Raw genomic sequence first — 23,226 nt, forward strand, 5'->3', positions numbered from 1 at the left:
GATGCCGCAGACGCAGGACGCGACAGACGCGGGCGCCTCGGCCGCCGGGGCTCCGCCCTGCTCGCGGCAGCGACCGGGCTCGCCGTACTCACCGGCTGCGGAGCGGCCGACATGACCCGCCAGGCCTCCCCGTACGCCGCCGCGCAGGGCGCGAAGACCGTCACCCTCTCCGTCCAGTCCTGGGTCGGCGCGCAGGCGAACACCGCCGTGGCCGCCTACCTCCTCGAACACGAGCTGGGCTACCGCGTGGACACCGTGCAGGTCGACGAGGTCCCCGCCTGGGACGCCCTCAGCCAGGGCCGTGTCGACGCGATCCTGGAGGACTGGGGCCACCCCGAGCAGGAGAAACGGTACGTCGAGGGCAAGAAGACGATCACCCGGGGCGGCGACCTGGGCGTGACGGGCCACATCGGCTGGTTCGTCCCGACCTACTTCGCCGAGGCCCACCCCGACGTCACCGACTGGAAGAACCTCGACAAGTACGCCGATCAGCTGCGCACCGCCGAGAGCCGCGGCAAGGGCCAGTTGATGGACGGCTCCCCGTCCTACGTCACGAACGACAAGGCGCTGGTGAAGAACCTGGGCCTCGACTTCGAGGTCGTCTTCGCCGGCTCCGAGGCGGCCCAGATCACCCAGATCAAGCAGTTCGCCAAGGAGGGCAAGCCCTTCCTGACGTACTGGTACAAGCCGCAGTGGCTGTTCGAGCGGGTCCCGATGACCGAGGTGAAGCTCCCCGAGTACACCGAGGGCTGCGCGGACGTCCCGGAGAAGGTGGCTTGCGCCTACCCGCACACGCCGCTGCAGAAGTACCTGAACACGCGCTTCGCCGAGTCGGGGGGCAAGGCGGCCGCGTTCTTGAAGAAGTTCCGCTGGACCACGGCGGAACAGAACGAGGTGGCCCTGATGATCGCCGAGGAGAAGCTCTCGCCGCAGCAGGCGGCGAAGAAGTGGGTCGAGCGCCACGAACAGGTCTGGCGGCCGTGGCTGGGCTGACCTTGCGCACGTCCCTTCCGGACGGCCCCCGCACGGTGGCGGTTTCTAGGGATCGTCGCAACACCTGGTTGGTTTGATCAGGCGGCAAGTAGTTTATGCAGGCGCTCGGCTGGGGTCTCCCAGCCGAGCGTTTTGCGTGGGCGCCCGTTGAGCTGGGCCGCGACGGCGTCGAGGTGGTCGCGTCCGTGGACGGACAGGTCGGTGCCCTTGGGGAAGTACTGCCGCAGCAGGCCGTTGGTGTTCTCGTTCGAGCCGCGCTGCCAAGGGCTGGCGGGGTCGCAGAAGTAGACCGGGATGTCGGTGGCATCGGTGAACGAGCCGTGCGCCGCCATTTCGCTGCCTTGATCCCAGGTCAGCGAGCGCACCAGGTGTGCGGGCAGCGTCTGAACCGTCTCGACGAGGGCGTCGCGGACGTGTTCCGCGCTGCGGCCGTCGGGCAGGTGCAGGAGCATCACGTAGCGGGTGGCGCGTTCGACGAGGGTGCCGATCGCGGAGCCGTTGTCTTTGCCGATGATCAGGTCGCCTTCCCAGTGGCCGGGCACGGCCCGGTCCTCGACCTCGGCCGGGCGTTCACTGATCATGACCATCGGGGTGGTGAAGCGGGGCTGGCGCTGCTGGGCCTGGCGGCGCGGTGTGCGGCGGGCGCGTCCCAAACGCAGGGCGCGGGCCAGCTCTCGGCGCAGTTCGCCGCGGCCCTGGACGTAGAGGGCCTGGTAGATCGTTTCGTGGACCACGTGCATCTCCGGCCGGTCGGGGAAAGTCCGGCGCAGACTCTCGCAGATCTGCTCCGGGCTCCACTTCAGGTCCAGGCCGTCCTGGACGAAGTCCTGCAGCACGGGGTTCTGGCCGATCTTCCCCGGCTTGGGGCGGGGCCGGCGGGCGTCGGCGCGGGCCTGGGCCGCGTGCGGCCGGTACTGGCCGTTACCCGGGTGCCGATTGCGGCGGATCTCCCGGCTGACCGTGGACGGGCTGCGGCCCAGCTCGGCCGCGATCGTACGGATGGCTGCCTTCTCGCGTAGCCGGTCGGCGATGTGGATCCGGTCCGCCTCGCGCAGAAAGCGCGAAGGACCGGACGAGGGCGCTACCGCTGTGAGCGGTAGCGCCCTTCCGGTCCTGCCGGACGGGGCGCGGCCGTTACGCCACCGCTTCCCCGTCCTGAGGTTGATACCGACGATCCGGCACGCTTCCCGACTGCTCACGCCTTGCTGCATGAGCTGAAGGTAGGCACGCCGTTCCTCGGTCAGCGAACGGCGTCCCCGGTTGACTGAACGGTCCCGGATCTCGAAGTCCATCGCACTCCCCGAATCGGGGTGTTGCGACGATCACTAGAACTCAAGGGTGGGGCGGGGGCCGTCCGGGTCGAGGCGGGGGGTGGGCCCTCGTGGCTCGACAAGATCGCCGCTGCCACGCATCCTCTCGGCATGGAATTCCTCGTCTACCACCGCGACCGGCCCGGTTCCCTGCGACTGCGCGAAGAACTGCTCGAAGAGCACTGGTCGTACATGGACCGGTACGCGAAGGAAATGATCGCCCGGGGGCCGACGTTCGGCGATGACGGCGAGACGCTCACCGGAAGCGTCCACGCCCTCGACCTCCCCGACCCCGCCGCAGCCCGCGCGTTCGCCTTCGACGAGCCGGGCTACCAGGCCGGCGCCTACCGCGACGTGCTCCTGCGCCGCTGGCGCAACACGCTCGGGCGCACCATGTGGGACTTCCCCGGCGACCGGACGGGCGGCAAGCAGTACCTCGTACTCGGGCTCGGCGAGGGGGCCGCGGCCGACCTGGAAGTGCCCGCGGACCGGGACGCGTTGATCGCCTACGGGCCGCTGCTGTCCGACGACGGCAGCGCATGGCTCGGCACGGCGGCGCTGCTGCGGGCAGCCTCCCCGATGACGGCACGCGCCGTCCTGACCACGCATCGGTACGCCGAAATCGAGGTGCACGACTGGGAGTTCGGTGGACGGCGATCATGAGCGGGCACGTCGCGCCGCGGCCAGCTCGCAGCGGACGAGTGGACGGACGGGGTTTGGCGGCCGGAATCGGGGATACACGCGCCGATGACGGTGGTACGCCTCCGCAGACGGGCGTCCACCGCAGCTGGTGACCGTAGGCGGCACCCCCCTCCCCCCGGGACGCCGCCTACGGCCCGCCGGCACCGCACCGCGCCCCTGCGTCGTCCCGTCGCAAGGCACGCCCCCACGGCCGCGGCCATGCCTCCCCGCAGCCCGGCCCGGGCAAAGCCCCCGGCGGCCGCTGACCACACAGCGGCCCCCGGGCCGGCGACGCGGGTGGACACGCCACCCCGTGTACGCCCAGCCCGGTGGACGAAGGAGGATGTGGGCATGGCACTGGTCAAGAAGGGCTCGCGGCTCATCACCGTGGACGGCACCACCTACCGGTGGCGACTCCGCAGACGGCCGACGTACGACCAGGGACTGGCCGTGTCACCGCTCGCCTACGCGGTCGAACACGCCGAGTCTCCCGGAACCACTTTGGTGGTCACCACCAACCAGCCGCACCCGAGCAACTGGTTCGGAACGCACGGCAGCCCCGTCCTACCGGCCCGGGTCGCGGACGACATCCGCACCGCTCTCACCGCCGGCTGGTCACCCGCGAGCCCGGGCGCACCGTTCCGCCTCGATCAGTCAGCGGGCTTCACCTCGACCCACTGACCCGCCCAGGACGGCCGGTGCCGGTGGCGGGGCGGTGAGCACCCCGCCACCGGCGGGTGGCCGTGCCTCAGGAGGTGACCAGGGATTCCAGGGCGGGGACCGTTTCGGCCGGGGTCGGCAGGGCGGCGTTTTCCGCCCGGAGGCGGGCGGCGGCCTCGCGCAGGGACGCGTCGGTGATGAGTCGCGCGAGGAGCGGGGTGTCGACGCCGTCGGAGGCCGAGCGCAGGGCCGCGCCCGTCGCGGTGAGGGCGTCGGCGTTGGTGAAGTGGTCGGCGCCCTGGGGCAGCAGGAGCTGGGGCAGGCCCGCCTGCAGGGCGGTGAGCAGGGTGCCGGAGCCGCCGTGGTGGATCAGGGCGTCGGAGGCGGTCAGGAGCTCGGCGAGCGGGACCCAGGGCAACGGGCGGACGTTGTCCGGGAGCGTACCGAGCGCGGTGAGGTCGGTGTCGCCGACGGCGAGCAGGAACTCGGCGTCCACCGATGCGGCGGCCTCGATCAGGCAGACGATGGAGCGGACGCCGTCCATCTCGGTGAGCACGGTGCCCAGCGTGACGGCGACGCGCGGGCGGGTGCCGCGGCGGAGCAGTTCGGCGGGGACGGTACCGCCGCCGTTGTACGGGAGGTAGCGCATGCGCAGGCCGCCCGGGTCGCCGCCGAGTGAGGCGGGGACGATGTTCAGCGCGGTGGCTCCGGCGGGCCCGGCCACCCCGTACGTCTCGTACGCCTCGCTGAAGTTGGCGGCGATCCGGCCGACCATGTCGATGCCGGACATGACACCGAAGTTCTGGATCACCGACGGGATCTTGAGCTTGGCCGCGACCAGCGGGGCGGAGGCCTGGAAGGAGTCGTAGACCAGCAGGTCGGCGCCCCAGTTCTCGGCGACGTCCAGCAGGCCGTCCACGGTGGAGCGGGAGACGAGGGCGAAGCCGAGGGCCGCCCTGTCGAGGATCTCGTCCGGGGTCAGGTCAGGCGTGACGTACTGCGACCCCTCACTGGTGGACTGCTCGAACACGTCCCGGATGGTGCGGCCGTCACCGATCTCGACGATCGGGAAACCCGCCTCGCGCAGCCGGTCCAGCGGCTGCGAGCCCGCGAACAGCACCTCGTGGCCGGCCGCACGCAGAGCCTGCGCGGTCGGGATCATCGGGAAGAGGTGGCCTGCCGCGGCCGGGCTGGTGAAGAGTATGCGCACGGTTTCTCCTTGCCAATGGTCTGCCGATCGAGGCCGAGGCGTGCGGGCCCGCCCCGGTTCCCTCCGGGGAACTGTCCTGGTGGCATGCCGTGTTCCCGGAGCAGGGGCGATAATCGGACGTTCTGGTAAGGGACTTGTCGGCCAAGGGCTCGCTGTCACCCCGAGTCGGGGCGATCCCACGGCCACGGCGGCCGGACGCCACAAAATCCGAAGGAGCGCATGAGTTCGAGGGGGTAGATTTCGCCTGGTTGAAAGACTGGACAAAGGGGCGGGGAAAAATGAAGTCAGGCAGGGCTGCCGCGGGCATCGCCGCAGCACTCGTCATCACGGCGGGCGCGAGCGGGTGCTCGGCGGCGACCGTGGGGAAGCGGGCGGCCGACTCGGCGGCGACCGTGGGGAAGCAGGCGGCCGACTCGGCGGAGACGCTGGTCGCAGCGCTCAGCAAGGCCTCCGACGAGGCCTCGAAGGCGGGCTCGGCGCAGGTCAAGATGACCGTGGCCTTGCCGGACACCGGTGGAAAGCCGGTGCAGATGAACGGCGTCTACTCCTGGGGCAACGGCCTCGCGATGGAAGCCGAAATGCCGGCCAAGGACCTTGAGATGGAGGACCTGGTCGCGGACGGCTCGGTCACGATGCGACTCGTCCAGGGTGCGTACTACTACGGCGTCGACCCCCTGCCGGACGGTCCGATGAAGGGAAAGAGCTGGCTGAAGCTCGATGCCTCCGCCGTCCTTGGCGAGAAGGGCGCGGCCAGCATGAATTCCGGCAGCAACGACCCGACCGCCGGGCTGAAGACGCTCAAGTGGGCCAGCAACGTCACGAAGCTCGGCAAGGAGGACGTCAACGGGCGCAGCGCGGTCCACTATCGCGCGGTGATCCCCGCGGACAAACTCGGTGACGCCGCCGCCGTGTTCGGCGCGGCGGGAGGCGGCGCCGGCGAGCTCGTCTCGGACATCTGGGTCGATGACAAGGGCATGCCCGCGCGGCTGAACCAGGCGTTCGGTTCCGCCAGTGTGAATGTGGACTTCCTGTCCTTCGGCATCGCGAAGGACATCGCCGTCCCGCCGGCGGACGAGACGGCCGACATGACCGAACTCGTCAAGAACGGTGGTGCCGGGCGGGCCTGAGTACGGGGAGCCGTGCGGTGTGCGGTCCGGCCGCGGGCGGACCGCACACCGCACACCGGCTTATATGTATTCAGATTGGCGCTGGTCATTAGAGCCATATTCCGACGTCTACCGAATTACGCCGGAGCTCGGCTCAATTGAGTGTCTTCCCGGATCGGAGCGGCGCGCTGCGGCGCGTCTACGAACTGTCGCTGTATCCCTGGGACGTTACGTGAGGAAACGGAAGGGGAGACGATGTTCGGGCGAAGGAAATTCCTCATGGCCGGAGCCACCGGGGGCGCGCTCGTGCTTCCACGGGGTGTTCTGGGAGCGCGGGCGTACGCGGCGTCGGGGCACGGGACCGAATCCGACACCACGGTTACGCACACCCCTGCGCTGAAGAAATACGTCGACCCCCTCCCCATCCCCAAGACGGCCATCGCGGATCCCTCCGCCTATCCCGGCGCCGACTACTACGAACTCACGATGCGGCAGGGCTCGTGGCGCTTCCATCGGGATCTCGCACCGGCAACCGTATGGGGTTATTGGGCCGCGAACCCGAACGATCCGCACAAGACGATCGGCATGGGCTATCTGGGGCCGACCATCAGCGTGGCCAAGGACCATCCGACGGTCATCAAATACCGGAACGAGCTGCCGACCACGCACCTGTTCCAGTTCGTGATCGACGAAATCCGCAAGGGAAACCCCCAGCTCACCCCGATCGCCCCGCCGCCCTACAAGACCAAACCGCCGTTCCCGCCGAACGTCAACGTGTGGAACGTCGTGCACCAGCACGGCGGTTTCACGCCTCCGCAGTCCGACGGCATGCCGCTGCAGTCGTTCAGCCCGGACGGGTTCCACGCCGAGTCCTACACCACCCTGGACCCGGACCGGGCCGAACCCAACGAGGCGATCTACGCCTACACCAACCGCGAGCGTTCGTGCCTGCTCTGGTATCACGATCACGGCATGGGGATGACCAGCGTCAACGTCTACGCGGGCCTCGCCGGTCTCTGGATCGTTCGCGACCCCGCCGACGAGCGGCTCGGGCTGCCGCAGGGCGAGTACGAGGTCCCCCTCATCCTGCAGGACCGGACCTTCAACGCGGACGGCTCGCTCGCCTACACCATGACCCTGCGGGAAGGCGAGGACACCCCGGTCGTCAACGGAAAGGCGTACCCGTTCCTCGCCGTCGAGCAGCGACGCTACCGGCTGCGCATCCTCAATGCCTCGAACGAGCGTTTCTGGCGGCTGAGGTTCGACACCCCCACGGACGTTCTGCCCCAGCCCACGCTGCCCTTCTGGCTGATCGGCACGGACGGCGGCTTCCGCGAACCGTTGCAGATGCTGAACTTCCTGATCGGCCCGGCAGAGCGGTACGACCTGATCGTCGACTTCAGCAAGATGCCCATGGGCACGAAGATCAAGCTGACGAACTACAACGCACCGGTCCACTATCCGGGAGGCGGTGGACCGGAAATCAAGGAAATCATGGAATTCCAGGTCACGAAACAGCTCTCCCGAGGCGGGGACAGGACGAGGCCGGGCAAGGAACTCAAGCTGCCGGAAGTCGCGGCCGTCGAGCTGCAACCGCACACCCGCCGGCGTGAATGGGTCCTGTACCAGCACAAGCTCTTCACCACCATGACGTTCAACGCCGTGCCGTTCATGGAGCCGTCCCAGGACTTCATCAAGGCGGGCTCGACCGAGATCTGGGAGTACATCAATCCCAATCACGACGCCCACCCGATGCACGTCCACCTCGTCAACTTCCAGGTGTTGAACAGGCAGCCGATCGACGCGACCGCCTACCAGGAGGACTACGAGAAGTGGCTTGACGGTGGCCGCAAGCCGCAGGACAGGCCGGTACTGGAGAACTACCTCACCGGCCCGCCGATTCCGCCGGACCCGGACGAAGCACGGTCCAGCAAGGACACGGTCAAGTCCTATCCGGAGACGGTGACCAGGATCATCATCCAGGAATTCGACCCGCCGACGGGCACGATCGCGTCGATTCCGGGCAGCGGCACCGAGCTCCCGGCGACGTACGTCCACCACTGCCACATCCTCGAACACGAGGACGACGACCTGATGCGGCCGTGGACGATCGTCGCCGACGACGACCACGGCGGCGGCGATCCCGTCGCCAGCCACGGCGGCCACGGCCACTGACGGGGGCGGGGGCGGTCGATCCCCCGGTGAGGTGTCGAGAAGGGGCGCCCGGCTCCGACGTCTCCTGTGCAAAGGCCCTGGAGGCGACGCACAGAGGAGAGAACGCAATGAAGTACCTGGTGATGGTGCAGGGTGCACAGGCCGACTACGACGCCATGAACGGCAAGGCGTCCGCGCACAGCCCGGCCTGGAGCGAGCAGGAGCTCAGGGCGATGTTCGCGTACATGAGCGCGATCAACGACGATCTCGCGGAGAGCGGGGAGTTCATCGACGGGCAGGGGCTCGTCGAGCCCGCGAAGACGCGGTTCGTGACCGCGGACGCGGAGGGGCGGCCGGTCGTCTCGGACGGGCCGTACGGAGAGACGAAGGAGGTGCTCGCCGGGTACTGGGTGCTCGACTGCGCGAGCCTGGAGCGGGTCACCGAGATCGCGGCGCGGGTCGCACAGTGTCCGGCGCCGGCCGGTGCACCGGTGTTCCCGGTCGTGATCCGGCCGATCGACGAGGCCGGCGGGAGCGAGCTCGGCGGTGGTGAGAACGCTTGACGGCGCCCACGACCGTCGAGGACCTGCTGCGCCTGCACGCGCCGCAGGTCCTCGGCGCGCTCGTGCGCCGCTACGGGCACTTCGATGCCGCCGAGGACGCCGTACAGGAGGCACTGCTCGCCGCTGCCGGGCAGTGGCCCCGGGACGGTGTGCCGGCCAATCCGCGGGGCTGGCTGATCCGGGTCGCGGCGCGGCGCCTCGCGGACGCGCTGCGGGCGCAGACGGCACGGACGCGGCGGGAGGAGACGGCCGTACGCCTCGAACCGCGCGAAGTACGTGCCGCACCCGCCGACGACGACACGCTCACCCTGCTGTTCCTGTGCTGCGACCCGGTGCTCGCACCCGCCGCCCGGATCGCGCTGACGCTGCGCGCGGTGGGCGGCCTGACGACGGCGGAGATCGCCCGTGCCCATCTCGTACCGGAGGCGACGGTCGCCCAGCGGGTCAGCCGTGCGAAGGCGAAGCTGCGCGCGGAAGGGGCGGACCGCCCCTTCCGTCCGCCGGACGCCCAGGACCGGGACGCGCGCCTCGGCTCCGTCCTCCAGGTGCTCTACCTGATGTTCAACGAGGGCTACACGGCCACCTCCGGGCCCGCCCTCCACCGCGCCGACCTCGCCCGCGAGGCGATCCGGCTGACCCGGGAGGCCCGGCGGCTGCTGCCCCGCGAGGGCGCGGTGACGGGCCTGCTGGCCCTGATACTGCTGACCGAAGCCCGCAGCGCGGCCCGGACGGGACCGGGCGGCGAGCTGGTCCCCCTCGACGAGCAGGACCGCGCGCTCTGGGACCGTGCGGCCATCGCCGAGGGCACCGCCCTGGTCGAGGAGGCCCTGGCGGAGGGCCCGCCCGGCCCGTACCAGCTCCAGGCCGCGATCGCCGCCCTCCACGACGAGGCCGCTGGCCCCGAGAGCACGGACTGGCCCCAGATCCTCGCCCTCTACGACGTCCTGGTGGCCCGCTCTCCGACACCCGACCCGATGGCGGAGCTCGGGCGCGTGGTCGCCCTCGCGATGGTCGAGGGTCCGGAGGCGGGGCTGGCCGCCCTCGCCGCCCTCGAACCCGGCTTCCCCCACTCCCACCGCCTCGACGCCGTCCGCGCCCACCTCCTCGAACGCACCGGCGCCCGCAAGGCCGCCGCCGACGCCTACCGTCTCGCCGCCCGCACCACCCTCAGCCTCCCGGAACGCCGCTACCTCCAGACCCGCGCCGCCCGCCTGGATCCCTGACCAACCGCCGGGGCCGGAGCCCGTCAGGGTTGCGCACCGCCCGGCCGTGGTGGATCGGATTGCCGTGCGGGGTGGGTCGTCGGAGGTCAGGCCGGGGCGTACGGCGCCGGCGACGCGGGCCCGTTCGAGCAGCTGTCCGCCGACCGACCACGGCATCCGCTTGAGGTCAGGGCGCCTCGTTACTCGACCGGGCCCGGTCCAGGGACCACGAGCCCACGCCCACCAACAGGGCCACCGCGGCTCCATAGACCGGCAGCCACAGGGTCGTGGTCGCGGACAGGCAATCGGCGACGGCGACATGGCTCTGGACCTCTTGCGTCTGCACCAGGGCGACGGGGTCGCGACCCGCGAGGTCCCCCAGCACCGCCCGCGTCCGGATGCGCTCGTACCTGCCCAGCGCGGGACATCGGTCACGAGTGCCCGGCATCGGGAACAGCCACGCCCAGCGCTGCATCATGGGGGCCACCATGATCGCTACGCACAGGCCGACGACCAGCGAATACGCCGCCAGGTTCCCCACGTAGGCGAACCGGACCCCGGGCCTCCATGTCGGCAGCCGGTAGAGGGTGAAGAGCACTGCCAGGAGCGTCACCCCGATGTACGTGGCGAACCACTGCCACGAACCCTGCGCGAGCACGGCCGTCAGCACGGCGCCCAGCGCGATGCCGATGACTCCCGGCTGGGCGGGAGCATCACTGCGCGTGCCGGTGGATGCAGGGCTCCGGGCTCCTTGGGGGCTGGGATCGTCCACGGGATCTCTCCTGCCTGGTCCGACCACCAGCATCCCGACACGGCACGCCCTCGACCCGCCGCCATGCCGGGCGGCTCGGAACTCCGGCCCGGTTGGCGGTCCACGACCGCCCTGCCGGCGGGGACAGAACGCACGAGGCTCCCGGAGCGTCCCGCTCCGGGAGCCTCGCGAAGAGGTCGGCGATCAGGCGATCGTGATGTTCTCCGCCTGCGGGCCCTTCTGGCCCTGCGTGACGTCGAAGGTCACGGCCTGGCCCTCCTGCAGCTCACGGTAGCCATTGGCGTTGATGTTGGAGTAGTGCGCGAAGACGTCCGGACCGCCGCCGTCCTGCTGGATGAAACCGAAGCCCTTTTCGGAGTTGAACCACTTCACGGTTCCGCTGGCCATGCTCGTGCCTCTCAGTCGATGTGGGGTCCGCACCGCGCGGCCCCGGGAGGTGATCGCCCTGGTCCGGCACTGCACAGCAGAATGCCCACGCCAGGGCGCGGGCAGGGACTGCGAACCACGACAGCTGTCGCAGACGCTACACGGCGGAACTGCCCCTCACCAGAGAGCAACGATCACTCGTTTGCGACGTGCCGTACGAATGGGCCCGTAACGGACGCAGCCCGTGGCCGTGGGCCGCCGCCGCGAGCACGGTTTGGCCCGAACGGGGCGCCGTCCGCGCGGCTCGGACGCCCCGGGGACGCTCTCCCCTACCCTCTGCCGTCAGAGGGGTACGCGATACGGACGAGGTGTGTGCGGCTTGGAACTGGGCCTGCCCCGGCACGGGGCGGTGGGTCGGTGACCGCGGCCCGGGAGGCACTCTCAGGTCTGCTCGAAGAGGCCCGCTCCCTCCTGCCCGACACCGTGGCCCTGCGCCGGAGCATCCACCGCCACCCGGAGCTGGGGACGGACCTGCCCCGCACCCAACGCGCCGTCCTGGACGCACTGGTCGGGCTCCGGCTGCACGTCACCACCGGCTCCGGCCTCAGTTCCGTCACCGCCGTCCTCGAAGGCGACCTACCCGGTCCCACGGTCCTGCTGCGCGCCGACATGGACGCCCTGCCGCTGGCGGAGGAGACCGGCCTGGACTTCGCCTCCCGGGCGCCGGGGGCCATGCACGCCTGCGGACACGACGCCCACACCGCCATGCTCGTCACGGCAGCGCGGATTCTGACGGCCCGGCGCTCGAAGCTGGCCGGGCGCGTCGTGTTCATGTTCCAGCCCGCGGAGGAGTCCGGAGGGGGCGCCCTGCGCATGATCGACGAGGGGGTGCTGAGGACGGCGGACGGAGGGAGCGTGGACTGCGCCTTCGCCCTGCACGTCACCACCCGCTTCGACAGCGGCACCCTGCACCTGCGGCCCGGACCGACGTTCGCGGCCTCCGACCTGCTCCGGGTGACCGTCCGCGGGAGCGGCGGGCACGCCTCCACCCCGCACCTGGGCCTGGACCCGGTGCCCGTCGCGTGCGAGATCGTCCAGGCCCTGCAGACGATGGTCACCCGTACCGTCGACGTCCACGATCCGGCGGTGGTCACCGTCGCCTCGGTCCACGCCGGTACGACGGCCAACGTCATCCCCGATACGGCGGAGATCGTCGGTACCTTCCGTACCCTCTCCCCCGCCACGCGCCAGCTCGTACGGGAGGGCATCACGCGTGTCGCCCACCACGTCGCCGCCGCCCACGCGGTCCGCGCCGAGGTCACGCTGACGGAGGGCTACCCGCCCGTCGTCAACGACCCCGCGCGCACCGCCGCCCTCCACGGCACCGCCCGTGCGCTCCTCGGACCCGAACGGGTCCACCAACTGCCCGCGCCGTTCATGTGGGCCGAGGACTTCTCGTACGTCCTTCAGCGGGTGCCGGGAGCGATGGCCTTCCTCGGGGCCCGTCCGCCCGGAACCCCGCCCGCGCAGGTCCCCGACCTGCACTCCGGCCGGGTCGTCTTCGACGAGGCGGCGCTGGCCACCGGGGCGGCCCTGCACGCGGCCGCAGCCCTGTGCCCCGGGGGCGCGCCCTCGGCGGAACACGGCTGAGCCGTCGTACGGTCGGCAGCCGTTCAAAAGGCTCCGCGGGGGCGGGGCTTGGCGCGGGCCGTCCTCGCAGCGCCGGCGTGTCCGGCGGTGAAGGCCCGTACGGCGCACCGGGTGCGCAGCTCTTCGAGCACGTCGGACTGTTCCTCAGCCCGTGCCAGGAGCCCCGCGAGCCGCGCGGCGTCGAGGCGCCGGTCGCTCGCGGCGAGGGTGTGCAGGGTGAGCCAGCAGGACCGCTTGCCCTGGACGCCCATCCGCATTGCCTCCAGTTCGAGGACGTCGCTGAGCGGGGACCTGGAGAAGAGGCGTCCGTTCAGCTTGAGGCGCCCCGCCTTCTCTCCCAGCCAGCCCAGGGCCGCCCTGGAGCGGCGTTCGGGCACGTCCAGGGTCCGCATGATGTCCTTGAGGGATTCGCGGTCCTGGGCGACCTCCCGTGCCAGCCGTTCCAGCGGGGGCCCGAAGGGGCTGCCGTGGTGGTTGTTGGCCGCACGGTTCAGGAGATCGACGCCGGCGGTGGAACCCGCCAGGTGATCGTTGAGGTAGAGACCGAGCAGGTACTGGGCATCGCCGTGTGCCGATGGCGTGTGCATGGCCGGACCTCCCGTGGATCGGATGCCGGGACGTTGCTCCCCCTGCGGCTACCCCCGCACCGCGGTCCCACTCGCGTGCGCGGCCGCGCCGGTCAGCCAGGTCAGCCAGGTCGGCCCGGTCAGCCAGGTCGGCCCGGTCAGCCCGCCGGGGCGGCGTCGACGCCCAGCACCTGCAGCAGTTCCGGCCGGTGCAGCTCGGCGACCGGGGCGAGGAGGTCCGGGTGGCGCAGCAGTGCGGCCGCACGGCGGTCGTTCTCCCCGGGTTCGTTCAGGCGGCGGAATCCGGCCGTCAGGGCGCCGGTGTGCTCGGTAGAAGCCAGGGCGTGCGCTGCGTCCGCGGCCAGGGCCGGGGTGCTCAGCAGACAGGCCGCCCAGCTGGCGACGACCTCGTCGACCCAGGTGCGCCAGGCGTTCTCGTGCTCGCCGTGCTCGTCGTCTCCGGGGAGCGCGGTGGCGGCGTCTGCTCCGGTGATCCAGTCGAGCCGGTCCGAGCCGCCCGGTCCCGAGAGCGCGACGAGCTGCGCGTCGAGGTCGGTCGGATACCGCAACCACGCCGCGACGGTGACGGCCTGCCGTGCCTGGGCTTCCGCCAAACCGCGCTGGAATGCGCCGCCGCCGCAGGGGTAGGCGCGGGTCAGCCAGTGTGCGGTCGCCGCTATGAGCGGTGAGAGAGCGGAGTCTGAGGGCATCGCTGACCATCCGGCACGTGCGGGAAGCGGGAGGAACGCCACGATAGCGGCGGTGCCACCGGCATTGGAACCGAACGGACCGGACGGTGGCGCAGAACACGGCCCGACATCCGACCGCTGGCCAGAGCGCGCACCCGATCGATCGAGGAGGCAGTCATGGGACACGGCGGTGACGTCATCGCGGAGCTGACCACCGACCACCGGGAGGTGGAGGAGTTCTTCGCCCACATCGAGTCGCTCCCGTCCGGGCACTCCGGCAGGAAGGACTACGCGGACAAGGCCACGATCGAGCTCGTACGGCATTCCGTCGCGGAAGAGGCGTACCTGTACCCGGCGGTACGTGAACACCTGCCCGACGGCGACGCCGTCGCGGACCGGGAGCTGGCGGACCACGCCGCCGCCGAACAGCTCATGAAGGACCTGGAGGGCTGCGACGCCGACGACCCGCGGTTCGACGGGCTGCTCGACAAGCTCATGGCCGACGTCCGAGAGCACATGGCCGACGAGGAGGACCACCTGTTCCCCCGGCTCCGTGCCGCGTGCCCGCCCGAGGTGCTCGGCGAGCTCGGCGACAAGGTGCGCACCGCCAAGAAGACCGCGCCGACCCGGCCGCACCCGTCGGCCCCGGACAAGCCGCCGGCCAACAAGATCCTCGCGCCCGGCATGGGGCTCGTCGACCGCCTCCGCGACATGATGAGCGGTCGGGGCAAGGACTCCTGAACCTCCCGGACCGAATCTGCTGAACCTCTGGTTCAGCCATTGGCTCGGCCTCCCGGCGGCTCACGCCGCCAGGGGGGCCGTTGCCATTCCGGCGCGCTCGCGCAGCCCGTCGATGAACTCCGCGACGGCCTCGACGGAGGTGTGCCGGGGCTCCCAGGCGAGTACCTCGTGGGCTCGGGAGGAGTCCATCAGGGGCAGCCGCAGCACCGCGTCGAAGAGGTCGGGGGACGCCCCCACGAGGTGCAGGCGCCATGCGGTGGCGAGCGCCGTCCGCACCGGCGCGGTCGGCATGCGCAGGGGCCGCGCGTCGAGCACGCCCGCCAGGGCCCGGGCGTCCAGTGGCGGGTCGGCGGCGAGGTTGAAGGCTCCTCTGACGGGGCGGACGGCGGCGGCCAGGTAGGCGGCCGCGGCATCGTCGGTGTGCAGGGCCTGGAATCGCAGGCCCTGGAGGTCGGGCACGGCGGGGATCAGGCCGGGCCGCACGAGCCGGGCCGGCAGGAGCCCTCCGCCGAAGATGCGGCGCTGCTCGGAGGCGGCCGCCCGCTTGAACAGGAATCCGGGGCGCATCCGCACGACCCGGATGCCGGGGTGGTCGCGTTCGAAGGTGTCGAGGAGCCGTTCGACGTACGCCTTCTCCCGGCAGTACGCGGCCCCGGGCCAGCCGTGCGTGGGCCAGGACTCGTCGACCGTGCGGTCCTTGGGACCGGGCGAGTATGCGCCGACCGAAGACGCCTGGACGAGGGCCGGTACGCCCGCTGCGGCGACGGCGTCGAAGACGCGGGCGCTACCGAGGACGTTGGTCCGCCAGGTCTCGGTGGGATCGTGCGTGGGCCGGAACTTCCACGCCAGGTGGATCACGACGTCGGCGCCGTCGAAGAGCGGTACGAGATCGTCTCCATAGGGTTCGATGTCCACGGCGCACCAGTCGGTCTTCTCCGGCTGCCAGTCGGGAGTCCGGCGGGCCAGGCCCAGGACGGACCCCACGGAGGGGTCGGCCGCCAGGGCACGCACCACGCTGGTTCCGACGTTGCCGGTGGCACCGACGACGACGATCCGCAGAGGTGGGACGTGTGTCATCGCATTGACTCCCTTCCGAGCGGGCTCACCGGTCCGCGCCTTCGGGCGCGTCGGCGAAGGGGCTGTCGTCCAGCTGTGCCAGGAGGTCGGCGGGGTCCCGGTACACCGCTCGGGCACCGGCGTCTTCGAGGTCGAGGCGCGGGATGCCTCCGCAGAGCAGGCCCACGCTGGTGACCCCGGCCCGGGCGCCGGCCTTCATGTCCCAGACGGTGTCGCCGACGAACACGGCGCCGTCCGCCGGCGCGTCGACGAGGGCGAGGGCGTGGTGGATGGGGTCGGGCGCGGGCTTGCCCTCGTCGACGTCGTCGGAGCTCGCGGTGGCGTCGATGGCGTCATCGGCATCGACGGCCCGCCTGAGCGCGCCGAGTTCCCCGCCGGCGGCGGAGGTGACGAGGACGACCCGCCAGCCGCGGCGGTCGAGCGTGCGCAGCAGTTCGTCCGCCGCGTCGATGCGGGGCAGCCTTTCGAAGAACGTGCCGAAGAGCGTGTCGTGCGCGGTGCTGAGCGCATCGTCCTCGCCGGTGTCCCGGCCGTCGCCCAGTAGGTGGGCGAGCAGGTCCTCGCCCGGCAGGCCGATCGCCCGGTGTATGGCGTGCATGGAGACGTCGTGGCCGGCTTGGCGCAGGGCCTCCCACCAGCACACCACGTGCAGATGATTGGTGTCGGCGAGCGTCCCGTCGACGTCGAACAGAGCGGCTCGGTTCATGGGCCGCGCCTACCCCCCTCCTCCTCCCGCAGTCCTTCCGCTGTCGTACGAGGCCCTTGGGGAAGCGGAGGACGCGGAACAGCACTATCCGGTCAGCCTGGATGGCCGTTCGGTGAACCGCGCACGGCCGACGGCAGGTCAACGGCCTGCGATCAGTGCGTCACACCCGGTGTCACCCTCCGTCCACGCGTGATCACGAAGGGCGCGCACGGGGCGTGAGCTGCCAGAACGACCGTTCGGTCGCCTGTAATCGAACGCCGTGTCCGTAAATCGGTCATCGATGTGCACACGCCCTTCGCACCAGAGAGACTCAACGTCGTCCAGCCGATACACCGCAGCCAAATGCTGCATCCATCCTTCGAATTGAAAGAGAGTACTGTCGTGCGTCACCGCATCGCTGCTGTCACCGCCGCCGCCCTCCTCCCCCTCGCCGGGGCCACCGGGATCGCGGAGGCTCAGCCCGCGAGCCTGTACGCCCCGTCCGCCGTGGTCCTCGCAGTCGCCCCCGGCGACGCGAGCGCGGCCGTCTCACGAGCGACCGCGCTCAGCTGTGCACCGACCGCCCAGGGCACGCACCCGGACCCCGGGGCGGCCTGCGCGGCCCTCACCGCCACCGCCGGCAACCTGGACGCGCTGCTGGCGGCCCCGGACCGCAACCGCGCCTGTCCGATGCACTACGACCCCGTCACCGTCACCGCGGACGGCGTCTGGAAGGGCAGCCGCATCTCCTGGAAGCACACCTTCTCCAACGCGTGCACCATGTCCGCGACCCTCAACGGGAACGCCGTCTTCGCGTTCTGACCGCCCCACCGCGGATGCGCCGTCCGCTCAGCTCCGCTCCCCGTCGAAGAGCACTCCGGGGTTGAGGATCCCCGCCGGGTCGAGCGCCTGCTTCGCGGCCCGCAGCGCCCGGGCGAACGGCTCCGGGCGCTGCCGGTCGTATCCGGGCCGGTGGTCACGGCCGACGGCGTGGTGGTGGGTGACGGTCGCCCCGTGCGCGCCGAGCACGTCCATCGCGGCGGACTTGATCTCGTCCCACATCGCGACCTCCGAGCCGCGCCGCGCCGGCGCCATGACGGTGAAGTAGGGGGCGGGGCCGTCGGGGTAGACGTGGGTGAAACGGCAGTTGATCATCCCCTCGGAGCTCGTGACCTTGCGCACGACGGCGCCGAGGTGCCGGTGCACGGCCTCGTACAGGGCGTCGACGCGGTCCCAGGTACAGGCCGTTTCGAAGGTTTCACTGATCACGCTCATCCGTGCGAGTCCGTCGCGCAGGTAGGGCATGCGCAGGAACGCGGAACGCCACGTGGCGGCCGCGGAGTCGTCGGCCGGGGGACCGGCGGGGTCACCGGCCGCGGGCGCGGTCACGGTCGGCGAACCGCCGTGATCGCGCGCCAGGGCGACCAGTTCGGCGAGCCGGTCGGCGACGGGGAAGTGCGCGGACTCCACCCCGAGGACGAGTACGCTCCGGCCGCCGCCGGCCACGCCCGCGAGCGCCGCCTCACCCGGGTCGAGCAGTCGACAGTTGGCCGGGTGCAGGCCCGACTGCGCGAGGGCGCGGACCGCGCCGACCGCGGCTTTGAAGTCATCGAACAGGACCGTGGCCGACGCCTTGTGGCGGGGCCGCTCCTGGAGCCGCATCCAGGCCTCGGTGATCACTCCGAGCGTGCCCTCCGATCCCAGGAACAGCCGGTCGGGGGACGGGCCCGCGCCCGAACCGGGAACGCGCAGCGACTCGTTGACGCCGACCGGGGTGACCACGCGCAGGGACTCGGTCAGGTCGTCCACGTGGGTGAGGAGGGTGGCGTAGTGGCCGCCGGCCCGGGTCGCCAGCCAGCCGCCGAGGGTGGAGAACTCGAAGCTCTGCGGAAAGTGGCGCAGGGTCAGACCGTGCGGCCGCAGCTGGGCTTCGAGGTCGGGCCCGAGGACGCCCGCCTGGATGCGTGCCGCCCTGCTGGCCGTGTCGATGTCGAGTACGCGGTCCAGGGCGGAGAGGTCCAGGGACACCACGCCGCGCCGCCGGTCCCCCCGGTATTCCACTCCCCCGACCACCGAACTGCCGGCCCCGTAGGGCACGACGACCACGTCCGCGCCCTGCGCCCAGTCCAGGACGTCCACGACGTCCTGCTCGGAGCGGGGGAAGGCGACCCGGTCCGGAGCCGCTCCGAGTTCGCCGTGCAGGGCGCGCACGACATCGCGGTAGGCCTTGCCGTAGGCGTGGGACGCCCGGTCCGGCGGGGTGTCGGACATCAAGTGGGCGAGGGAGGAGGGCGGGGCCGCCCGGGCCTTCGGCAGTTCGACGCGGCGAACGTCGGGTACCGGCAGCGGGGTGCCGGCCGCCCCGGGCACCAGCGCGCCGAGGGCGACGCACTGAGCGTCGGGGAGGGCCTGGTCATCGGTGCCCCAGCCCCACCAGGAGCGACGGCGCCGAGGCGGGGCGAGAGGGGCTTCGGGCACGGTCTCGGCCATGGCGATAGAACCCTTCGGTAATTTACCGCTTGGTAATTTACTCCACCGTATAGTTCGCTCCATGGACTCCACAAGCGCCGGCGCCGCACCGGCCACCCAGCCGACCACCCCGCCACCGCCCGGCAGGCGCCGGGGCAGGCCGGCGGGGACGAAGGGCGTTCCGCGCGCCGAGCGCGAGGAGCAGATCCTGGCCGCCGCGGCCGAGGAGTTCGGCCTGCACGGTCATGCGTCCGCATCGATGGCCGCGATCGCGCGGCGGGTGGGCGTGACGAAGCCGATGCTCTACGCCTACTTCGACTCGAAGGACGGGCTCTACCTCGCCTGCCTCGAACACATCGCCGACCGCGTCACCGCGGCCATCGACGCGGCGATGGCCGGCGGTCCGGCCGCCACCACCGAGGAACAGCTCCCCCACGCCGTCCTCACCGGACTCTTCACGGCCCTCGAAGAACGACGTCACTCCTGGTTCGTGCTGTACGACAGGACCCTGACCCCCGGATCCGAACTGCGCCTCGCCACCCAGCGACACCGCGAGGCCATCGACGCACTGGCCGCGACGGGCACCGCTGCGCTGCTGAGCGGCCGCGGCAACGAGGACCCCCTCGACGCCGATGCCCTCAAGCACGTGTGGACGGGCACCGTCAGCGCGCTGATGGGCTGGTGGATCGCCCATCCCGACCAATCCGCCCAGGACATGAGCGCCCGCTGCGCCCGCCTGCTCACGGCCGTACGCAACGCCTGACCCGGCCCCTCGATCAATGCGCCTACACCGTCGGGGGGTTGAGGCGGGCGAAGCCCGGCTGGCGGTGGTAGGGGAAGTAGGGATAGGGCACCGAGCGGGTGCTCGCCCGGTCGAGCACGGCCATCTGCTCCGGGGTGAGCGTCCAGCCCACGGCGCCGAGGTTCTGGCGCAGTTGCTCCTCGTTGCGCGCACCGATGATGACGGAGGACACGGTGGGCCGCTGCAACAGCCAGCGCAGGGCGATCTGCGGGACCGCCCTGCCGGTTTCCGCGGCGATCTCGTCCAGGGCGTCGACCACGCGGTAGAGGTGTTCGTCCACCACCGGCGGCGCGAAGTCCGCGGTGTCGTGCAGCCTGCTGCCGGCGGGCAGCGGTCGACCCCGGCGGATCTTGCCGGTGAGCCGCCCCCAGCCGAGGGGGCTCCAGACGATCGCACCGAGCCCCTGGTCGAGCCCGAGGGGCATCAGCTCCCATTCGTAGTCGCGGCCGATGAGGGAGTAGTAGACCTGGTGGGCGACGTAACGCTCCCGGCCGCGGCGGTCGGCCGTGGCGAGGGACTTCATCGTTTGCCAGCCGGAGAAGTTGGAGACGCCGAGGTGACGGATCTTCCCGGCCCGGACCAGGTCGTCCAGGGTGGAGACGACCTCCTCCACGGGGGTGCCGGCGTCGAAGGCGTGCAGCTGGAAGAGGTCGATGTAGTCGGTGTCGAGGCGGCGCAGCGCCTTGTCGACGGAAGCGATCAGGCGGGATCGCGAGGTGCCCGCGTCGCCGGGGACGTCGCTCGTGGGCAGGCCGGCCTTGGTGGAGATGAGCACCTGGTCGCGGCGGCCCTTGAGAGCGGCCCCCAGCACCTCCTCCGACGCGCCGTCGGAGTAGACGTCGGCGGTGTCGAACATGGTGATGCCGGCGTCGATGCAGATGTCCACGAGGCGACGCGCCTCTTCCACGCCCGTACGGCCCCAGGCGCCGAAGAGCGGTCCCCGCCCGCCGAAGGTGCCGGCGCCGAAGCTGAGCGCCGGAACCTGAAGTCCCGACGCACCCAGTCGCCTGTACTCCATGACGAATCCCCCTCTCACAAACCCCAGCTAATGGGGCTGTGGTTCCGTTAAGATGGCCCCAACATAGCAACGCGAGACGACTAATGGAACTGGAGTCCCGTTATGGAGTTCACGGAAGGCGAGGCCGACCCGGGGACCACGCGCCCCGGAGGGCGTACGGCGCGGGTGCGCTCGGCCGTGCTGGGTGCCACCGCGGACGTCCTGGCGGAACAGGGCTTCGCCCATCTCGACCTCGCCGACATCGCGCGCCGCGCAGAAGTCGGCAAGACGACCGTCTACCGCCGCTGGGGCACGGTCACCGGTCTCGTGGCCGACCTGCTGCTGGACATGGCACAGCAGTCCGTACCGCGCACGGAGACGGGCTCGCTGCTCGGGGACCTGACGGCCAACGCCCGGCTGGTGCAGCGAACGCTGGCCGACCCCCGGCAGGGGGCCCTGTTCAAGGCGGTGATCGCGGCGGCCGGCTGCGACCCGAAGGCCGCGGAGGCCCTGTACGGCTTCTACTCCGCACGCGTCGACGAATGGGCGCCCTGTGTGGAGCGGGCCGCCGCCCGTGGTGAGGTGCCCGAGGGCACGGACGCGCACGAGGTGATCCGCGCGACGTCCGCCCCGCTCTACTACCGCCTCCTGACCACCACCCTCCCGCTCGACGAGGCCGACGCCGATCGCGCCGCGAAGGCCGCGGCGGTGGCCGCGGGGGCGGGGGCGTACGTACGTGAGCCCGGGTCGTGAGCCCGAGGCGGGCGGGGACGCCCTACGGGGTGGTGCGGGCCGGGAACGTGAAGCCGTAACCCTTCGCACTGAGCCAGGGGAGGTACCGCTTGAGCGCCGCGACCGTCTCGCTGCGGTCGCCGCCGCCGTCGTGGAACAGGATGGTCGGCTGCTGGGGCAGCTTGCCCTCCAGGGCGGCGACGATCGCCGGCAGGCCCGGACGGCTCCAGTCCTTGGGATCCACGCTCCAGCCCAGCGGCCGCATCCCGCTCGCGACGGCTATCGCACGGCTGTCGGGGGTGAAGGCACCGCCCGGCGCACGGTAGTAGTTCACGGCGACGCCCGGCACGGCCTTCTCGATCATGGCTTTGGCGTCCAGGATCTGCTTCCGCTGGTAGGCGACGGGCTTGTGGTCCATCGTCACGTCATGGTCGACGGAGTGGTCGCACAGCTGGTGCCCCTCGGCGGCGACCTCGCGCACCAGGGCCGGGTACTTCTGCGCGCTGGTTCCGATCATGCAGAAGGTGGCTTTGACGTGGTTCTGCTTCAGCACCTTGAGGACCTGGGGGGTCCAGCGGGGGTCCGGACCGTCGTCGATGGTGATGGCGACGTCGCGACCCGGGCCCTGGGCCAGCCGGGAGATCCCCAGCGGGATCGTGGAGGCGCCGCGGGCCGGCTCGGAGCCGGCCGGAGACCGGCCCGCCGAGCCGTCCGTGGCGGCGACGGCCGGGGTGCCCGCGGTCGCCAGAAGGGCGAGGACGGCTCCCGCCACGGCGGATCCCGCCCGTCGACGACGCACGGAACTGATGGTGATGCCCATGGACGCGCTCTTCCTTTGCGCTCGGCCCCCGGAACTCGCGATTCCGATCCAGGGTAGGTCACGCGCAGACGGCCCCATTTCCCCCGTTCGGCCCATTCGTCCCACCCCGGGCCTTGAGGCAGAGCCGGCAGGCCCGGGGAAGCACCGCGTCGCGGCGCCCGCAGAACGGGCCGGTCAGGCGGTGGCCGGTGCCGGAGTGTTTTCCGTCTCCTTCTCGGCCGCCGCCTCGCCTGCGGCGGCGACCGGGGCCTCAACCGCCCCGCCGTGGTGCGGGAGGGCCGTGTAGTAGACCGTGGCGCCCTGCTTGACGCGCTCCGCCAGGCTGCGGGCCACCAATCGCTCGGTGGTCGTGCGCACCAGGTTGTCGCTGACGCTGCGGTCCGGGTGCGCGACCTTCAGGACCTGGGCGATCTCGCGGGCCGTCTTCGGCTCCGCCTGACCACTCAGGTGCCGGTGGATCAGCTCGGTCAGCGGGACCTGCTTCTCCTTGGAGGCGGCCTTCTCCTCGGAGGTGACGGCCGTCGCCTTCACGGGCTCCTTCGCCGCGGCCTTCACCGCGGTCGTCTTCCTACCGCTGGCCTTCTTCGCGGCCGCCTTCTTCGCGGGCGCGTTCTTCGCGGGCGCGTTCTTCGCGGGCGCGTTCTTCGCGGGCGCCTGCTTCGCGGGCGCGTTCTTCACGGCCGCCTGCTTCACGGGCGCCTGCTTCACGGCGGTGGCCGTCGCCGCCTTCTTACCGGCGCGCGGGGCGGGCACCGACACCGCGGCTGCGACGTCACCGAGGGCCGCCCGCATCCCGACGAGGAGTACGTGGTCCTGCTCCAGACCGGCCAGGCGCTCCTGGAGGGAGGCGATCTCCTCTCGGATGCGTTCCTGTTCGGCGGTGTTGAGGTCGAGGTCGGCGGTGACCTTCTCTGCGTACTGGGACTTGAGGGTGGGAATCTCCCGAGCGGACATGCGGGCTCCTCCGATGGACAGTGTTGC

At 71.4% G+C, this 23,226-nt stretch carries 24 protein-coding genes; 12 read left to right on the top strand and 12 right to left on the bottom strand.

All coding sequences use genetic code 11. The features are described 5' to 3' along the window. Positions 1-111 precede the first annotated feature (111 nt). Positions 112-993 carry an ABC transporter substrate-binding protein gene (locus tag OHA65_RS03060; protein ID WP_327285974.1) on the top strand — a complete coding sequence of 294 codons (882 nt, stop codon included), beginning with the start codon at positions 112-114 and terminating at the stop codon, positions 991-993. A 77-nt stretch (positions 994-1,070) separates the two neighbouring features. On the opposite strand, the gene OHA65_RS03065 is transcribed toward OHA65_RS03060, so the two are convergent. After that, positions 1,071-2,192 carry an IS30 family transposase gene (locus tag OHA65_RS03065; protein WP_405759197.1) on the bottom strand — a complete coding sequence of 374 codons (1,122 nt, stop codon included), beginning with the start codon at positions 2,190-2,192 and terminating at the stop codon, positions 1,071-1,073. Between the two features lie 222 nt (positions 2,193-2,414). On the opposite strand from OHA65_RS03065, the gene OHA65_RS03070 reads away from it, so the two are divergent. Then, positions 2,415-2,966, top strand: a complete 552-nt coding sequence (locus OHA65_RS03070) for a YciI family protein (protein ID WP_327281505.1) — start codon at positions 2,415-2,417, stop codon at positions 2,964-2,966. Positions 2,967-3,335: 369 nt separating this feature from the next. Beyond that, the gene (locus OHA65_RS03075) at positions 3,336-3,665 is read left to right on the top strand and encodes a hypothetical protein (protein WP_327281506.1); all 330 of its coding nucleotides are present in this window, start codon (positions 3,336-3,338) and stop codon (positions 3,663-3,665) included. Positions 3,666-3,732: 67 nt separating this feature from the next. On the opposite strand, the gene OHA65_RS03080 is transcribed toward OHA65_RS03075, so the two are convergent. Continuing rightward, positions 3,733-4,854, bottom strand: coding sequence for a nucleotide disphospho-sugar-binding domain-containing protein (locus OHA65_RS03080; RefSeq protein ID WP_405761070.1), 1,122 nt, complete (start codon positions 4,852-4,854; stop codon positions 3,733-3,735). 278 nt (positions 4,855-5,132) lie between these two features. Between OHA65_RS03080 and OHA65_RS03085 the strand changes: the two genes are divergently transcribed. The 4 genes from OHA65_RS03085 to OHA65_RS03100 all read left to right on the top strand — a co-directional run bounded on the left by OHA65_RS03085 (position 5,133) and on the right by OHA65_RS03100 (position 9,900). Beyond that, positions 5,133-5,981: a hypothetical protein gene (locus OHA65_RS03085; RefSeq protein ID WP_327281508.1), complete on the top strand. Its 849-nt coding sequence runs from the start codon at positions 5,133-5,135 to the stop codon at positions 5,979-5,981. A 258-nt stretch (positions 5,982-6,239) separates the two neighbouring features. Beyond that, a complete protein-coding gene (locus tag OHA65_RS03090; protein ID WP_327281509.1) occupies positions 6,240-8,135 on the top strand; it encodes a multicopper oxidase domain-containing protein in 1,896 nt (631 codons plus the stop codon). 107 nt (positions 8,136-8,242) lie between these two features. Beyond that, the gene (locus tag OHA65_RS03095; protein ID WP_327281510.1) at positions 8,243-8,677 is read left to right on the top strand and encodes a YciI family protein; all 435 of its coding nucleotides are present in this window, start codon (positions 8,243-8,245) and stop codon (positions 8,675-8,677) included. After that, positions 8,674-9,900, top strand: coding sequence for a sigma-70 family RNA polymerase sigma factor (locus tag OHA65_RS03100; protein WP_328761428.1), 1,227 nt, complete (start codon positions 8,674-8,676; stop codon positions 9,898-9,900). The genes OHA65_RS03095 and OHA65_RS03100 overlap by 4 nt, the downstream gene beginning before the upstream one ends. A 166-nt stretch (positions 9,901-10,066) precedes the next feature. On the opposite strand, the gene OHA65_RS03105 is transcribed toward OHA65_RS03100, so the two are convergent. Next, the gene (locus tag OHA65_RS03105) at positions 10,067-10,651 is read right to left on the bottom strand and encodes a hypothetical protein (protein ID WP_327281512.1); all 585 of its coding nucleotides are present in this window, start codon (positions 10,649-10,651) and stop codon (positions 10,067-10,069) included. Between the two features lie 183 nt (positions 10,652-10,834). Then, positions 10,835-11,038 carry a cold-shock protein gene (locus OHA65_RS03110; RefSeq protein ID WP_327281513.1) on the bottom strand — a complete coding sequence of 68 codons (204 nt, stop codon included), beginning with the start codon at positions 11,036-11,038 and terminating at the stop codon, positions 10,835-10,837. Positions 11,039-11,434: 396 nt separating this feature from the next. On the opposite strand from OHA65_RS03110, the gene OHA65_RS03115 reads away from it, so the two are divergent. Continuing rightward, positions 11,435-12,667: a M20 family metallopeptidase gene (locus OHA65_RS03115; RefSeq protein ID WP_329312516.1), complete on the top strand. Its 1,233-nt coding sequence runs from the start codon at positions 11,435-11,437 to the stop codon at positions 12,665-12,667. Positions 12,668-12,690: 23 nt separating this feature from the next. Here the strand turns inward: OHA65_RS03115 and OHA65_RS03120 are convergent, their stop codons facing one another. Together OHA65_RS03120 and OHA65_RS03125 are read right to left on the bottom strand one after the other, a co-directional pair. Next, positions 12,691-13,254 (bottom strand): hypothetical protein, encoded by a 564-nt coding sequence (locus OHA65_RS03120; RefSeq protein WP_405761073.1) that lies wholly within the window; start codon positions 13,252-13,254, stop codon positions 12,691-12,693. Positions 13,255-13,391: 137 nt separating this feature from the next. Then, positions 13,392-13,943, bottom strand: coding sequence for a hypothetical protein (locus OHA65_RS03125; RefSeq protein WP_328761429.1), 552 nt, complete (start codon positions 13,941-13,943; stop codon positions 13,392-13,394). Between the two features lie 156 nt (positions 13,944-14,099). Between OHA65_RS03125 and OHA65_RS03130 the strand changes: the two genes are divergently transcribed. Next, positions 14,100-14,663: a hemerythrin domain-containing protein gene (locus OHA65_RS03130; protein WP_327281517.1), complete on the top strand. Its 564-nt coding sequence runs from the start codon at positions 14,100-14,102 to the stop codon at positions 14,661-14,663. 60 nt (positions 14,664-14,723) lie between these two features. Here OHA65_RS03130 and OHA65_RS03135 read toward each other — a convergent pair whose 3' ends face one another. Next, on the bottom strand, positions 14,724-15,740 hold the full coding sequence (locus OHA65_RS03135) for an NAD-dependent epimerase/dehydratase family protein (RefSeq protein WP_328761431.1): 1,017 nt from the start codon (positions 15,738-15,740) through the stop codon (positions 14,724-14,726). A gap of 25 nt (positions 15,741-15,765) precedes the next feature. Next, a complete protein-coding gene (locus OHA65_RS03140) occupies positions 15,766-16,446 on the bottom strand; it encodes an HAD family hydrolase (RefSeq protein ID WP_327281518.1) in 681 nt (226 codons plus the stop codon). A 342-nt stretch (positions 16,447-16,788) separates the two neighbouring features. On the opposite strand from OHA65_RS03140, the gene OHA65_RS03145 reads away from it, so the two are divergent. Next, positions 16,789-17,247 carry a subtilase-type protease inhibitor gene (locus OHA65_RS03145; RefSeq protein ID WP_405761077.1) on the top strand — a complete coding sequence of 153 codons (459 nt, stop codon included), beginning with the start codon at positions 16,789-16,791 and terminating at the stop codon, positions 17,245-17,247. Between the two features lie 27 nt (positions 17,248-17,274). Here OHA65_RS03145 and OHA65_RS03150 read toward each other — a convergent pair whose 3' ends face one another. After that, positions 17,275-18,915 carry an FAD-binding oxidoreductase gene (locus OHA65_RS03150; protein ID WP_329312519.1) on the bottom strand — a complete coding sequence of 547 codons (1,641 nt, stop codon included), beginning with the start codon at positions 18,913-18,915 and terminating at the stop codon, positions 17,275-17,277. Between the two features lie 61 nt (positions 18,916-18,976). On the opposite strand from OHA65_RS03150, the gene OHA65_RS03155 reads away from it, so the two are divergent. Next, complete coding sequence (locus tag OHA65_RS03155; RefSeq protein WP_328761433.1) at positions 18,977-19,657, top strand: TetR/AcrR family transcriptional regulator; 681 nt, start codon at positions 18,977-18,979, stop codon at positions 19,655-19,657. A gap of 22 nt (positions 19,658-19,679) precedes the next feature. Here the strand turns inward: OHA65_RS03155 and OHA65_RS03160 are convergent, their stop codons facing one another. Beyond that, the gene (locus OHA65_RS03160) at positions 19,680-20,714 is read right to left on the bottom strand and encodes an aldo/keto reductase (protein ID WP_405761080.1); all 1,035 of its coding nucleotides are present in this window, start codon (positions 20,712-20,714) and stop codon (positions 19,680-19,682) included. Between the two features lie 102 nt (positions 20,715-20,816). Here OHA65_RS03160 and OHA65_RS03165 point away from each other — a divergent pair, with 102 nt between their 5' ends. Next, positions 20,817-21,446 (top strand): TetR/AcrR family transcriptional regulator, encoded by a 630-nt coding sequence (locus OHA65_RS03165; protein WP_328761437.1) that lies wholly within the window; start codon positions 20,817-20,819, stop codon positions 21,444-21,446. A 22-nt stretch (positions 21,447-21,468) separates the two neighbouring features. Here OHA65_RS03165 and OHA65_RS03170 read toward each other — a convergent pair whose 3' ends face one another. Together OHA65_RS03170 and OHA65_RS03175 are read right to left on the bottom strand one after the other, a co-directional pair. Continuing rightward, positions 21,469-22,245 carry a polysaccharide deacetylase family protein gene (locus tag OHA65_RS03170; RefSeq protein WP_327281526.1) on the bottom strand — a complete coding sequence of 259 codons (777 nt, stop codon included), beginning with the start codon at positions 22,243-22,245 and terminating at the stop codon, positions 21,469-21,471. Positions 22,246-22,419: 174 nt separating this feature from the next. Continuing rightward, positions 22,420-23,199, bottom strand: a complete 780-nt coding sequence (locus OHA65_RS03175; protein WP_405761083.1) for a hypothetical protein — start codon at positions 23,197-23,199, stop codon at positions 22,420-22,422. Positions 23,200-23,226 lie beyond the last annotated feature (27 nt).

This window comes from Streptomyces sp. NBC_00045 (genome assembly GCF_045041095.1).
GTDB lineage: Bacteria > Actinomycetota > Actinomycetes > Streptomycetales > Streptomycetaceae > Streptomyces.